The organism is Oscillospiraceae bacterium (assembly GCA_034925865.1).
Taxonomy (GTDB): domain Bacteria; phylum Bacillota; class Clostridia; order Oscillospirales; family SIG627; genus SIG704.
The window spans coordinates 73,888-89,004 of sequence record JAYFRN010000029.1; the positions used below are offsets into that span (position 1 = coordinate 73,888).

General features: G+C 45.7%; 10 protein-coding genes. 1 reads left to right on the plus strand and 9 read right to left on the minus strand.

The features are described 5' to 3' along the window. Position 1: 1 nt before the first annotated feature. From VB118_10655 to VB118_10695, 9 genes are all read right to left on the minus strand, one after another. Positions 2 to 1,531, minus strand: coding sequence for a 2-isopropylmalate synthase (locus tag VB118_10655; GenBank protein ID MEA4833058.1), 1,530 nt, complete (start codon positions 1,529 to 1,531; stop codon positions 2 to 4). Between the two features lie 502 nt (positions 1,532 to 2,033). Further along, on the minus strand, positions 2,034 to 2,780 hold the full coding sequence (locus VB118_10660; GenBank protein MEA4833059.1) for an aminoglycoside phosphotransferase family protein: 747 nt from the start codon (positions 2,778 to 2,780) through the stop codon (positions 2,034 to 2,036). A 1-nt stretch (position 2,781) separates the two neighbouring features. Continuing rightward, on the minus strand, positions 2,782 to 5,400 hold the full coding sequence (adhE, locus tag VB118_10665) for a bifunctional acetaldehyde-CoA/alcohol dehydrogenase (GenBank protein ID MEA4833060.1): 2,619 nt from the start codon (positions 5,398 to 5,400) through the stop codon (positions 2,782 to 2,784). 15 nt (positions 5,401 to 5,415) lie between these two features. Continuing rightward, entirely contained in the window at positions 5,416 to 6,036 is a 621-nt protein-coding gene (locus tag VB118_10670; protein MEA4833061.1) for an NUDIX domain-containing protein, read from the minus strand. Between the two features lie 58 nt (positions 6,037 to 6,094). After that, on the minus strand, positions 6,095 to 7,480 hold the full coding sequence (gltA, locus tag VB118_10675) for an NADPH-dependent glutamate synthase (protein MEA4833062.1): 1,386 nt from the start codon (positions 7,478 to 7,480) through the stop codon (positions 6,095 to 6,097). A gap of 1 nt (position 7,481) precedes the next feature. Continuing rightward, positions 7,482 to 8,324, minus strand: coding sequence for a sulfide/dihydroorotate dehydrogenase-like FAD/NAD-binding protein (locus VB118_10680; protein ID MEA4833063.1), 843 nt, complete (start codon positions 8,322 to 8,324; stop codon positions 7,482 to 7,484). Between the two features lie 142 nt (positions 8,325 to 8,466). Beyond that, on the minus strand, positions 8,467 to 9,684 hold the full coding sequence (locus tag VB118_10685) for an iron-containing alcohol dehydrogenase (protein ID MEA4833064.1): 1,218 nt from the start codon (positions 9,682 to 9,684) through the stop codon (positions 8,467 to 8,469). Positions 9,685 to 10,020: 336 nt separating this feature from the next. Beyond that, complete coding sequence (locus tag VB118_10690; protein MEA4833065.1) at positions 10,021 to 10,971, minus strand: LysR family transcriptional regulator; 951 nt, start codon at positions 10,969 to 10,971, stop codon at positions 10,021 to 10,023. Positions 10,972 to 10,980: 9 nt separating this feature from the next. Then, complete coding sequence (locus VB118_10695; protein ID MEA4833066.1) at positions 10,981 to 11,628, minus strand: redox-sensing transcriptional repressor Rex; 648 nt, start codon at positions 11,626 to 11,628, stop codon at positions 10,981 to 10,983. A gap of 352 nt (positions 11,629 to 11,980) precedes the next feature. Between VB118_10695 and VB118_10700 the strand changes: the two genes are divergently transcribed. Beyond that, on the plus strand, positions 11,981 to 15,067 hold the full coding sequence (locus tag VB118_10700; GenBank protein ID MEA4833067.1) for a heparinase II/III family protein: 3,087 nt from the start codon (positions 11,981 to 11,983) through the stop codon (positions 15,065 to 15,067). Positions 15,068 to 15,117: the final 50 nt, after the last annotated feature.

Genomic DNA, 15,117 nt, shown 5'->3' on the forward strand with positions numbered 1-15,117 from the left:
TCTATTCACCTTCCTTTTTATTGAATTCCATCAGCTTGTTAAGCGCGTGTATATACGACAAAATGCTTGCTTCAATCACGTCCGTGGAAAGACCCTTTGCGGTAAAGGTCCTGTCTTTATAACGAAGTGTTGTAATGACCTCGCCAAGGCTGTCCTTGCCTTCGGAAACCGATTGAATGACGTAGTTCTCAAAAACATATGCCGGCGGATTCATAATTTTGTCGACCGCCTTGTAAGAAGCGTCGACCGGACCGTTGCCGAGAGCGACATCCTCTGTCACAACGCCGTCCTTTTCAAGCGCAATAACGGCAGTCGCCGCCTCCGCGTCACCCGTGTGCACAGAGAACCGCTTCAATACATATACGTCCTGATTTGATTCGGGCGTGCTGTCCCATACAAGAACCTCAATATCGCGATCGGTCACATCCTTTTTCTTATCGCAAAGCTCCTTAAAGGAAACAAAGCAGCGTTCAGTATCTTCCGCGGAAAGCGTGAAGCCCATAGACACGAGCTTTTCCTCAAAGGCATGTCTTCCGGAATGCTTTCCGAGAATAATTTGTCCCGATGGAATCCCGATCGTCTCTGGCTGTATTATTTCATAAGTGTTCCGGTTCGCCAGCATGCCATGCTGGTGAATCCCGGCCTCATGCGAAAACGCGTTTGTGCCCACGATGGGTTTATTTATTGGTGCGGTTCTTCCGATAACCCCGTATACAGTCTTGCTCGCCCGGTAGATATACGACGTGTCAACGGATGTTTCCGCGTTATAAAGATCGGGCCGCGTCTTCAATGCCATGACAATTTCCTCAAGCGGAGCGTTTCCTGCACGCTCTCCGAGTCCGTTGACCGTACACTCCGCCTGCCTCGCGCCGCCCAAAATACCGGCCAGCGTATTCGCGGTTGCCATTCCGAGATCGTTGTGGCAGTGCACGGAAAGCACGATGCTTTCGCATTCCGGCACATCCGCACGGAGCCGTTCTATAATCGACCGCATTTCATATGGAGTCGTATATCCCACCGTATCCGGAATATTGATTACCGATGCTCCGCTTTCGATTGCCGCACGGACAACACGCGCCAGAAACTTTTGATCGCTCCTGGTTGCATCTTCCGCGGAGAATTCGATATCCGCACAAAGCCTCCGTGCGTACTTAACCATAGCCGCCGCTTTTTCAATGACCTGCTCCGGATTCAGCTTCAGCTTATACTGCATATGGATAGGCGAAGTGGCAATGAAGACATGAATGCGCGGTGATACCGCTTTCTTTATCGCTTCATATGCGGCGTCTATATCCTTTTCCGTACAGCGGGCAAGAGACGCGACAGAGCAGCCGCGAATACATTCCGCGACCGACGCGACCGACTTGAAATCGCCGGATGAGGAAGCCGCGAATCCCGCTTCAATCACATCGACCTTTAAAAGTTCAAGCCGCTTCGCGACCTCGATTTTTTCCTGCAGGTTCATACTGCAGCCCGGCGCCTGCTCGCCGTCCCGCAGAGTCGTATCAAATATTTTTACTCGACTTGACATGGTTTCCTCCTTCCGGTCTGTTTGACCGATATTTATTTTGGCGGCAATGCCTTAAGGCATTTTTATTGCCGTCTTATACTGATAAAAAATAAGGCCTGCGGCAGTTTGCGCCGCAGGCCTTTTGATTCGTATACTCTATCCGTTTATATCGAATCGTCTGTCCGCATGCAACGCAAAAATCCGTTATTGAAAATAAGGGCAAGTTCAATAGCGGCAAGAATAATTATTGCAAGCATAAACAGAATATTCATAATAACGATGGATTCCTTTTACAGTATATACAAATAGTATATCATATTATAATTGCCATGTCAACTTATTTATAACCAATTTACACAATGTTAATATTTGCGTCAAAGTGATCAATAAATACTCTCGCGTATTTATAAACGGCATTTAAATACAAAAGAGAAAAGCCCGTATATCAAAGCCTTTTCTCTCTTTTAAAGATAAATTAAAGGCCTCTTTTCATGTAATATCGCGTTTACTTAGCTTTTTCCGTTCATTCATAATCCGCAATATTTGCCCAGTGAATAAGAAATTCACGCTGTTCCGACTTATTTTTACCGAGCTGCGAAGCGGCAACGATCGAAAGCCACTTTTCTACATACTGCTTCGCGGTATCACTTTTTATGCAAAAAAGCTTCATATAGAGCTCCGCGCTTTTTATATCGCCAGAAAGCCGGAACAAAAGATATGTCCTGGCCGCGTCCGCGGAAGCGTTTCCCTGCGTCGCGTGTGCCCAGTCGATAATATAAGCCTCGTCCTTATCTGTAATAATGACATTGGAGGGATTGTAATCGCCATGACATAACTTTTTATGCTCCTCTATGCTGTCAAGCCTTGTGTGAAGCTCATAACGCGCGGTTGCGTCTAAACCGGATTCGCGGATTTTTCTGTGCATTTTATCCTTGAGCTTGTTTAATCCCGCCGCGGCAGCCATATGCATTTCCAGCTGGATATCTACAAAACGATCCATATACTCTTCGTATTTACCGGGGTTTTCGCGAATCAGCTGTTCTATTGTCTTGCCTTCTATGAATTCACTGACAAGCGCCCATTTTCCGTCAGTTTTCACGACCTCGATAAATTTCGGAGCATGTATTCCCGATTCGGCCACAATAGAAAGATTCAGCGCCTGACGTAAAACGGAGGATGCGGATTCCTCATTAAATACTTTTATACATTTGTCACCGTCACGATATACCGTTTTAGTCGGTCGTACTGCGATTATATTATCAAGCTTCATGTCATACCTCCTCATACGTTCCGTAGTAAGCGTTAAGATACATATGTTTAATTTCACTCATCAACGGATATCTCGGATTTGCTCCGGTACATTGGTCGTCAAAGGCCTGTTCTGTCATTTCATCAAGCCTGGCAAGAAAGCTTTCTTCTTGGATTCCGTAATCTCTGATTGTCTTTTTTATGCCGATATGCTCTTTCAGCTTATCTATTGCCTGAATCAGTTTATTGAGCTTTTCGGTATCGGTCTTCCCCTGTATACCGAGATAATCCGCAATCTCCGCGTATCTCTCCAGTGTATGCGGATGGTCATATTGAGGGAAGGTGCCCATTTTTACCGGCTTTTCGGAAGCGTTGAAGCGGAGAACCTCATCGATCATCAGCGCGTTCGCTATACCATGCGGCAGATGATGAAAAGCGCCGAGCTTATGCGCCATGGAATGGCATACTCCTAAAAACGCGTTGGCAAATGCCATACCGGCCATGGTTGCCGCATTCGCCATTTTTTCGCGGGCAGCCGGATCGTTTGGACCGTCGTCATAGGCGCGCGGAAGATATTCAAAGATCATTTTCAAGGAGCGGAGAGCAAGCCCGTCTGTATAATCGGTCGCCAGCATCGAAGCATACGCTTCAAGAGCGTGCGTTACGGCGTCTATTCCCGAGGCGGAGGTAAGCCCCTTGGGCGCTGACATTTGCATATCCGCGTCTACGATCGCCATCTTCGGCATCAGCTCATAATCGGCAAGCGGATATTTTATGCCGCTGTCCTGATCGGTGATGACGGCAAAAGGCGTGACCTCGGAGCCTGTGCCGGCGGATGTCGGCACCGCGATAAAGTATGCCTTTTCACCCATTTTAGGAAAAGCGTAAACACGCTTTCGTATATCCGCAAAGCGCATCGCCATATCTGTAAAATCAGCCTCGGGATGTTCATAAAGCACCCACATGATCTTGCCTGCGTCCATGGCGGAACCGCCGCCGACGGCAATTATCACATCCGGCGCAAAGGCTTTCATTTGCTCGGCACCTTCTTTGGCGCAGGCGAGCGTCGGATCCGGCGCGACATTGTAAAAGCAGGTGTGTCGGATCCCCATTTCGTCAAGCTTGTCTGTTATCGGCTTTGTATAGCCATTATTATATAAAAAGCTGTCGGTCACAATGAATGCCTTTTTCTTACGCATGACGTCCTTAAGCTCGGACAAAGCGACCGGCAGACAACCCTTTTTGATGTAAACCTTTTCCGGAGCGCGGAACCAAAGCATGTTTTCTCTCCTTTCGGCTACGGTCTTTATATTTATCAGATGCCTGACTCCTACGTTTTCGGAAACTGAGTTGCCTCCCCAGGAACCGCAGCCGAGCGTCAGTGACGGAGTAAGCTTGAAGTTGTAAAGGTCGCCTATACCGCCCTGAGAGGAGGGCGTGTTTACGAGAATACGGCAGGTCTTCATGCGCGAGGCAAATTCGTTGAGCTTCTCCTGCTCTGTCACTGTATTCAAATAAATCGAGGAGGTATGACCGTAACCTCCGTCGGCAATCAGGCGCTCCGCTTTTTCAAAAGCGTCGTGAATGTCCTTTGCCCTGTACATTGCAAGCACCGGCGACAGCTTTTCATGAGCAAATTCTTCCGATATATCCACGCTTTCCACTTCGCCGATTAAAATCTTTGTTTCATCCGGTACCTTGAAGCCCGCAAGCGCGGCAATCGCGGCCGCCTTTTGTCCGACGATCTTCGCGTTCAGCGCTCCATTGATGATTATCGTCTTGCGAACCTTTTCTGTTTCCTCAGAATTCAAAAAATAACAGCCTCTGTCTATAAATTCTTTTTTTACCGATTCATATACCTTGTCAAGCACTATTACGGATTGCTCCGACGCGCAGATCATGCCGTTGTCAAAGGTCTTTGAGTGAATGATCGAGTTAACCGCGAGAACGATATCCGCGGTGTCGTCTATAATGGCGGGCGTATTACCGGGACCGACGCCAACCGCGGGTTTTCCGCTGGAATATGCCGCCTTGACCATGCCCGGGCCGCCGGTCGCCAAGATAATGTCCGCTTCTTTCATAAGCAGATTGGATAATTCAAGAGACGGAACGTTTATCCATCCGATAATGCCCTCCGGCGCTCCCGCCGCAACCGCCGCATCATAAACGACCTTTGCCGCCGCGATAGTAGAGGCCTTTGCTCTCGGATGCGGGCTGATGATGATTCCGTTTCTCGTTTTCAGTGAAATAAGAGTTTTAAAAATTGCTGTTGACGTAGGATTGGTGGTCGGAATGACCGCCGCTATGACGCCGACCGGCTCGGCGATTTTCTTTATGCCGAAAGCTTTGTCTTCTTCGATAACCCCGCAGGTTTTTGTGTCTTTATACGCGTTATATATATATTCGGATGCATAATGATTTTTAATGACCTTGTCTTCCGCGACTCCCATGCCTGTTTCCTTTACAGCCAGCTTCGCGAGAGGAATTCTTTCTTTATTAGCCGCGGAAGCGGCCGCAAGAAATATCTTGTCGACCTGCTCCTGCGTATATCCGGAAAATTCGCGCTGCGCTTTTCTTACTCCGTCAAGCAGCGTTTCTAAAGATTCAATGCTGTCAACAAGCCTGTTTTCATTATTATCCATGGTTGTGTATCCCTTTCATATAAACGGATTTTTTATTGGTTCTTCCGTCTGTATTCTTTCCCAAATCTGTCTGTATCCGTCCCATATAATACGGCTGTGGTCGAATGCCAATTCCTCGCTTGTCACGTCGTCGCCGTTGATTCTGATGATCAGCTTCAGATTGTCCGATCGCAATAAAAGCTCCGTCTTTTTCTCAGAGGCTTCGCAGCTTATGTCAAACCATCTTGCCGCGTCCGCGTCGTCATCCGCAACCGCGACATAATCAGCATCCGGCGCCGAATCTGATATATATGCGATATACGCCTCTGTCACGACCCAAGTACGCGGATCGCGTCCGGGCTTGCTGTATAGTCCGAGCTGTTTCAGACCGGCTGCCTTGATATGCGTTTCTTCCTCCAGCTCACGCGCCGCCGCCGCGTCGGCGCTTTCATCCGGATTAACAAAGCCGCCAGGCAGAGCCCATTTTCCGAGAAACGGATGACCTCCGCGTTTAATCAGCAGCAGCTTCGTAATGTCGCCGTTTTTCTTGAATATGAGAATATCCGCAGTCAGAGAAGGCTTCGGATAGTTTTTTTCTTTATAGGCGGCAAGAAATTCTTTTTCAGTCAGACCGTCTCTATCCCGTAATTCGCTCATTTTGACAATGCCTTTCCATAATTATGATAGTGTTAAAAACGGCAATCAAATAATATCTTTAAGCTTTCATCAAATATTTGTCAATGGCCGCGGCGGCGTTTTTGCCTGCCCCCATTGCAAGAATAACGGTTGCCGCGCCGGTGACCGCGTCTCCTCCCGCGTATATGCCCACACGAGAAGTAAGCCCCGTTGTTTCATCGGAGATGATCCCGCCCCATTTTTGTGTTTTAAGTCCTTCGGTGGTGGATTTTATCAATGGGTTCGGAGAGGTGCCGAGTGCCATGATGACACAATCTGTATCAAGGTCATACTCGCTGCCATTGAGCGGCTCTGGCCTTCTGCGCCCGGATTCATCCGGCTCTCCCATAGTCATTTTCTGACATCTGATACCAACCACCCAGCTGTCGGCGCCCAAAACCTCGACAGGATTGGTCAGAAATTTAAACTCAATTCCTTCCTCCATTGCGTGTTCCACTTCTTCACGCCTTGCGGGCAGCTCTTTTTCGGTACGGCGGTATACGATCTTAACGTCAGCGCCCAGGCGTTTTGCGCACCTTGCCGCATCCATTGCGACATTTCCTCCGCCGACGACGACAACGCGTTTCCCTGTATGGATCGGTGTGTCGCCTTCGGGCTTATATGCCTTCATAAGATTAACGCGGGTAAGAAATTCATTCGCGGAATAAACGCCGTTCAAATTTTCTCCCTTGATGCCCATGAATTTCGGAAGCCCAGCTCCTGAACCGATAAAAATCGCTTCATAGCCGTATTCATTCATAAGCTCATCTATGGAAATTGTTTTACCGATAACTATGTTCGTTTTTATTTCTACGCCGAGTTCTTTAAGTCCGTCGATTTCCTTTTGCACGATCGCCTTCGGCAGACGGAATTCAGGGATGCCGTAGACAAGAACGCCTCCGGCAAGATGCAGAGCTTCAAAAACCGTCACCTGATAGCCCTTTTTTGCAAGCTCTCCCGCGCAGGTAAGCCCAGACGGGCCCGAACCGATGACAGCCACCTTATGGCCGTTTTGTATGGGACGGACGGCTTTCTCCGTGCTGATTTTGTTGTGAAGATCGGCGACAAAGCGTTCAAGCCGGCCTATCGCGACAGGCTCGCCCTTGATACCGCGCACGCATTTTTCTTCGCATTGGGTTTCCTGAGGACAAACGCGGCCGCATACCGCCGGGAGGGCGGATGATTCGCTGATAATTTTATAGGCTTCTTCAAATTTTCCTTCCGCTACCTTGGCAATAAATTCGGGAATATATATTCTGACAGGACAGCCGGAAACGCAGGGCTTGTTTTTACAATTCAAACAGCGTTTTGCCTCGTCGACAGCCTGCTCTTTTGTATATCCGAGCGCGACCTCATTGAAATTCTTGTTCCGGACAGCCGGATCCTGAGCGGGCATCGGATTCTTTTTAAGTGACATATTCGGCATTTTACTTTACCTCCGCTTTAAAGAGATTGCATGTCTCTTCTCGCTTTACCCTTTCAAACGGCTTATACATGCCGCCTCGCCTCATGGCTTCGTCAAAATCAATTTCATGACCGTCAAATTCAGGTCCGTCAACGCAGGCGAAAACCGTCTTACCGCCTACGGTCAGGCGGCAGCCGCCGCACATCCCGGTGCCGTCTACCATAATCGGATTCATTGATGCGACAGTCTTTATTCCAAACTGTTTCGTCAGAGCGCATACAAATTTCATCATGATCAGCGGCCCGATGGTTATTACCTCATCATACTTCTCGCCGGACTCGATAAGAGCCTTCAGCGCGTCCGTAACAAGCCCTTTTTCTCCCCAGGAGCCGTCGTCGCTCATTTTCTTTACGAGAGTGCTGTTCGCTTCAAATTCCTTTTCAAGAATAACTTGCTCTTTGGAACGGAAACCGATAATTGAATGCACCTCACAGCCCAGTCCGTGCAGCTTTTTTGCGACTGGAAACGCAATAGCGCATCCCACTCCGCCGCCTACCACGGCAACCTTCCTCAGCCCCTCGGTATGGGTCGCTTTGCCCAACGGCCCGACAAAATCCTTCAGACAGTCGCCCTGATTCATATGATTGAGCTTTTCGGTCGTCGATCCGACTATCTGATAAATAATCGTCACTGTTCCCTTTTCGCGATCATAATCGGCTATTGTAAGCGGAATCCGTTCTCCTTCGGCATCGGTTCTCAGAATTATAAACTGACCCGGTTCCGCTTTTTTTGCAACCATCGGCGCGGAAATTTCCATAAGAGTGACCGACGGATTAAGCGCTTGTTTTTTAAGTATTTCAAACATAGATGACCTTTCTCCCGGAAAAAGAGGCTGCTGCCGCTGATGCAACAGCCCCTCCGATTTTCATCCGGTATTGATTTTATTATTAACGCAGATTTTATAATTTACTGATTATAATGCCGATCAATCTGGATTTATTTATCTTTTAAAATTTAACTTCCGTATCGTAATAGCAGCACTTAAGCAGTTCTTCCATTTCTTCCACTGAGGGCTGACGTGGATTTGAGCCTGTGCAGGCATCGCCGAGCGCGTTTACCGCTATAGTGTGAACTCTCTCAAGGAAAACATTCTCCGGAACAAAGCCCTGTTCGCACGGATAACTGTCTTTGCCGTAGCTTTTTATACAGTGCGGTATACGCAGCTCGTCATTCATTTTTCTAAGATATTCGATAAGAAGCCTGACCTTTTCATCAACAGAGCCTCCGCCGAGATTCATAAAATCCGCGATATCCGCATAACGCTTTGCCGCAGTTGTGTTTTTCGCGTTGAAAGCGATAACCTTCGGAAGGTACATCGCGTTTGCGGCGCCATGGATGATATGCGCGCCGAAGTCCGCAAAGGCAGCGCCGGTTTTATGAGCCATGGAATGAACTATACCGAGGAGCGCGTTTGAAAACGCCATACCCGCCAAGCACTGTGCATTGTGCATACTATCGCGGCAGGCCATGTCGCCGTTATAGGATTTCACGAGATCGTTCTGTATCATCTTGATGGAATGAAGCGCAAGCGGATCCGTATAATCGCTGTTCGCTGTAGAAACGTATGCTTCAATCGAATGGGTCATAGCGTCCATGCCCGTATGAGCGACAAGCTTCTGCGGCATGGTTTCCGCCAGATCGGGATCTACGATAGCGACATCCGGGGTAATTTCATAATCTGCAATCGGGTATTTGATGCCTTTATTATAATCGGTGATTATAGAAAACGCCGTCACCTCGGTTGCTGTGCCTGAGGTAGACGATATTGCGCAAAGACGGGCCTTATGACGGAGGGAAGGAATGCCGAACACCCTGCACATCTCTTCAAATGTAATTTCCGGATATTCGTATTTTATCCACATTGCCTTGGCCGCATCAATCGGAGAGCCTCCGCCCATCGCGATGATCCAGTCTGGCTGAAACTTAAGCATGGCATCCGCGCCGCGCATAACGGTTTCAACGGACGGGTCGGGCTCAATGCCTTCGAAAACCTCGACTTCCATGCCGGCTTCTTTCAGATATCCGACGGCTTTATCAAGAAATCCGAACTTCTTCATTGATCCGCCGCCGACACATATCATTGCTTTTTTGCCATCAAATTTCTTAAGGGCATCAATAGCGCCTTTCCCATAATAAAGGTCTCTCGGTAAAGTAAATCTTGCCATATTTTCATCCTCCATAAATTTTATCTTCCGTTATTATCTCTTCCGGACACGTATAATTTATCACAGTAAAAGAGCTTTGTGAAATATAAATGTCGGATATCGATATTTATATATCGATATAGGAAATTATTAACGAAATCAGAAAGCTGGCGGAGGTATTGCGGATAACGGAACAATATGGCGGTATTTGTCCGTTATTCTATAAATAAAATGCGGTTTCCTTCTGTTTTCAAACAGTAATTCCCTCTCATAAGTATAGACTGAAGGAATACTGTTTATTCATGTAATATAATAATCGCATATCGATATTCATATATCGATATATCAATGCCAAAATTATTTATATTCAATAAAAGCGACATCGTTCTTGACCTCATAAAGCTTATTGAGAAACATCCTGTCTGCGGGTTTCAACTTGTATCCGATGGGATATATAAGCACGTCTTTAAAGCTGTTGTTGACAATTTCACATTTCCGTTGAACCAGATTATAACGTTCAAGCAGTTTTTTGGGTATGGGAGAAACAAGCATAAAGGTGTTTTTTACCTTGGTGAGCAGCTCCAGCTGGCTTCCGCGTTCATAAAGGTATATTTTCTTATGCAGATAATCATTTGTAAATGCGTTCTGTTTTATTTCCGGAGCCGGCAGATACGGAACGACATTGTCTCCATGCACGATCTCAATGTATTTTTCTTTGAGCTTCTTGACATCAAGAATTTCATTTTTAGCCAGCGGATGCTCGGCCGACATCAGCACAAGGCATGAGAAATGCCATATTGTTTCGCTTGAAAGCGACTTTTCTTTCAGATAATCCATGAAATAGTTTTCATATAAGGTCTGATATCTTATTATACCAAGGCTGTAGCCGTTGTCGGAAACGTTTGTAATCGTCTGTATTGAATTGGTTTCCTGGATCGTGATATCGATGCACTGTTTCATATCAAGTTCGGCGACAAAATCCGCAAATGCCGCGGAGATATAACTGCCTCGGGGGATCGACACCTTGAGCGCCTGCTGCTTTTCCCGCTCCTCTTTGGAAATATAAATCGATTCCATTTTATCAAGCTGTACGAGAATACGTTTTGCGTATTCAAGGAATTCTTTACCCTGCTCGGTAGCCGTAACGCCTTTTGAGGTGCGTTCAAAAATAACAATTCCGAGCGTATCCTCAAGCTCTTTTATTGCTTTGCTGAGATTCGGCTGTGCCATAAAAAGGTTTTCGGCGGCCTGTGAAATAGACCCGGTTTTCTCCACCTCGACCGCATACTTGAAATGCAGCGTATTCATCGGGCTTCCTCACTTTTGTTCATCCATTTTATTCCTTAAATGCCGTGAAAGAGTTGCGAGAGACGCGGCGAGGTTTTCATTCTGGACAAGAATTTCCTCCGGAACATTCAGCTTTACCAAAGCAAAATTCCATATTGCTTTTACACCGCTGTGAACAAGACGATCGGCGACATCCTGGGCAAACTCGGCAGGAACGGCAATTATGCCGATATGAATGTGCATTTTTTCACAGAGATCCGGGAGCTTATCCAACGGAAATACTTTTTTCCCGTATATTATCTGATTTATAAGCGCCTCGTCAATATCAAACGCGGCAACGATGTTCAGCCCGTATTTTTCAAATTCATCGTTGCCCAAAAGCGCTTTGCCAAGCGAACCGACACCCACCAGAACAGTGTCCATAGTACAGTTATATCCCAGATAATCCTCAATATTCTTTATAAGTTCATTAACCGGAAATCCCGATTTGGGCTTTCCTTTTGCTGTACAGACTGCCGCAATGTCCTTGCGTACAAGTACGTCGTTTAATTTAAGTTCGTTTGCTATCAAGGTCGCGGAAATAACGTTTGCTCCGTTTTCTTTCGCCTTGCGCAGATATTGAAGATAGTATGGCATTCTCTGTAATGCCTGTACTGTCAAATAGTTCTCGGCATTCATTTTGTATCCTTTTTCGATTTTTCGATATTGATATTATAATACCAATTTATTTACATGTCAATCATATATTGACAATCTACCACGAGCAAAAACCTCTGGATGTTCTTCAAAAAAATTATTATTTGCCTGCCGCTTAATATATTATTCCTGTTAATCGGTTGCAAGCTTTTATTATAACATATTTTATGATATTATGCCCAATTTTTAGTTAAATTTAATTTGAATTTTATACATTTTTTTATAGCTGATTATAGTATAATTATTTAATAAACAGTTTTTATATGAGAGAAAGCCCAACAAGACGGAAGCAGTTTTCTTATTCAGAAGCGCAGACAAAGGGAGAACTTAAGTAATGAATGATTTATATATAAGCGTCAAAACAAGCCGCGCATATTACACAGATGAAAAAATAAGAAACGCGAAAAATAACATTCAAAAATACAACTGGGCGAAAGTTGTTTGCGATAAAGCGGTCAATGCCGCTGACACATTTCTTGATTACGGAGTCGAAAATATAATCATGAATACCGCCCCGCAGGATATACCCAGGAGCTTTGCCGTAAATCAGGAACACGGATGCCCAATATGCGGTGAAAAAGCCTTGATATTTGGTAATTATTCATGGAAAACAGATTATATAAATTACCCGTGGAAAATTTTCTGCCCGTCGTGCCAAAGCGAATTTCCGTCAAACGATTTTAATTCATATTATAAAAGTGGTTTTGATGAAAACGGCGTTTTCAGACGTGAAAAAGCCGATAGTAAATATCTTGTAAATGTCCTTTACCCTGATAAACCCGCTGACTGGTGCGTCGACGACGGATATGGCTGGATCGACGAAAGCGGAAGCGGCAGTAAGGGAGAAAACAACCATACCTTCATAGCGTGGTATAATCATATGATGGCCTGGTGGCCGGCGGACAGCATGTCAAAGTTTAAAAACGAAGGATTTCTGCTGCCTGCCATCCGGAATTTAAAAGACTCATATCTTTTTACAGGCGACAGGAAATATGCGGAGGCAGGAATAGCGATATTGAACCGGATCGCATATTTTTATCCCGAAATGGACTCCGGCAAATTCAAATGGGAAGACGGATTTAAAAATTTTCACGGGTTGAGCGGGAAAGGCAAAGCCATCGGATGTATATGGGAATGCAACCTATTGTTAGAGCTTGTCCGCGCATATGATGCTTTTTTCCCGGAAATAGACAATGAAATTGCCGCAAAGATCGGCTCGTATCCATATTATTATGTCGGGAAAAAGCCGGAAACAAAAAGCGATATAATATCGAATATTGAAAATGGGATACTTATGGAAGTGTTCCCGAATGTGAAAAACTTCAGGATCAGCGGAAATGCTGGAATGCATCAGAACACTCTTATAACTACCGGCGTTGTTCTTGAAAATGACAAGCTTCTTGACGAATACTGTTCTTTCATGTATCATCATATCGAAAACCGTCCGGACGGTCCGGGCGAGCTCGACAGACTTTTTATTAACGATGTCGACCGCGACGGAGCCGGAAACGAAGCCTCGCCTCACTATAATTCGCTGTGGGAAGGCGGATTTTCCAATGTCGCAGAAATGCTTTACGGAAACGAAAAGTATGACCTGTACCGTAATATAAAGTTTTTTAAGCTGTTCAACAATGAAGCAAACGTCATAATGCTTGATAATTACACCCTTTCCGTCGGCGACGCTTCCGGAGCCGGAAATCCGGGCGTTTTTGTGAATACCGACGCACATATCTCTTTTTTTGAAAAGACCGGAAGCGTTCAAAGCGCGCAGCTTTTATATTATAAGTCCGACGGAGAAAGCATTTGCAAAAACATATTTAAGGACTGTGAAAATATCGATCTTAGGATAAAAAATACAGTAAAAAAATATGGCAAATACAGCTCCCGAAGCAGATGTCTTTCAGGATACGGACTGTCGAGTATAACCTCCGAAACTGCCGGCGGAAATAAGAGTCTATATATGTATTACGGCAGAAACAACGGCCATGGTCACTGTGACACGCTTCAAATAGGTATTCACGCTTTCGGTATCGATATGATGCCGGAGCACGGCTATCCCAATTATACCGGCCCGGATATGGAGCGGTCGCGCTGGACATCAAACATGATATCTCACAATACGGCGATGATCCGCAAAGAACCCCCGAAAAGCGAACATGAGCTGAGCGGCTGGCACGATACGAGCGCGGAGCATTATCAGTTTGTCGGTCTGCCGCATCATTACGATTCAAGGCATAAAGTCGGCATAATGGATGTCGAAGCTCCCGGAGTATATCCTCAGTCAGAGCTTTTCCGCAGAAGCACCGTAAATATATGCATCGGCGAAAACGATATGTATGTCATGGATTTTTTCAGAATTAAAGGTGGAAAGGATCATTATTACAGCTTTCACGGAGCGGAGGGAGACACCGCAGCCGAGAACCTTAACCTTACCAAGCAGCAATCGGGAACTTATGCGGGAGAGAATATCAAATATAAAGATCCTTCTTACGATATATATTATTCCGACGGATTTGATTATCTGTATGATGTCCGGCGCGATACTTCCCCCTTGGTTCCGTTCAGTCTTGATTATAAAATCACAGACTCCTGGAAGGTCTGGGACAGGGAAAGAAACGTACATCTGAAGCTTACGATGCTTGGCACAGTCGGAGACGCCGCCGTCGCATACGGACAGCCTCCTCAGAATAATCAGTCAAATCCGGATAAATTTTCTTATCTCATCGCTCACAACGGCAGCCACGCGGAAAACGGCATGGCGGAAAGTTGTTTCTGCGCGCTGATCGAACCCTTTGAAAATAATAGCGCAATAAAAAGTGTGGGTCTCATTCCACTTTTATATGAAGGCAATATATCGGCAGGTATCTGCGCGCGCGTAGTTAGAACAGAGCTTGTTTCCGGCAGAGTAGATTATTTATTCAGCAGTATTGACGATAAAATATACAGCTTTAAAGCTGACGGAGACGTGATCTGCTTCAGCGGTTTTCTAGGATTGATTTCATTTTTAAACGGCAGGATCGTTTACAGCTATTTTAACGATATCAGCTTCTGTACATTGAACGGCAAGATCATCGCGGATGGAAAATGCCGCCGGATCAGAGGAAGGGTCATCAGCTTTACAAAAGAGCTTTGTGACAGCAACGTTATTACAGTGGATATTGAGAACGGCGAGGATATCGGTTATGCCGAGCTCACCGGAAAATTTATTGACATTGAAAACGATAAGATCAGAAATGCTTTTTATGAAATAAAAAGCGCATCACGATCGACAGACGGAAAATGGACTCTTGGCATTGGAGATGTCACGTTCATAAGAGGACTGAGCGATATATACCACCCGGAAAAAGGATATATTTATGATATATGTGAAAACGCCGGATTTACTATTCCTCTCAGCTGTGAAAGTGTTTATATCTCATGACAGCTTAATAGTATAATTGGTATACACATTGTTTTTTTAAAACGGTAAAA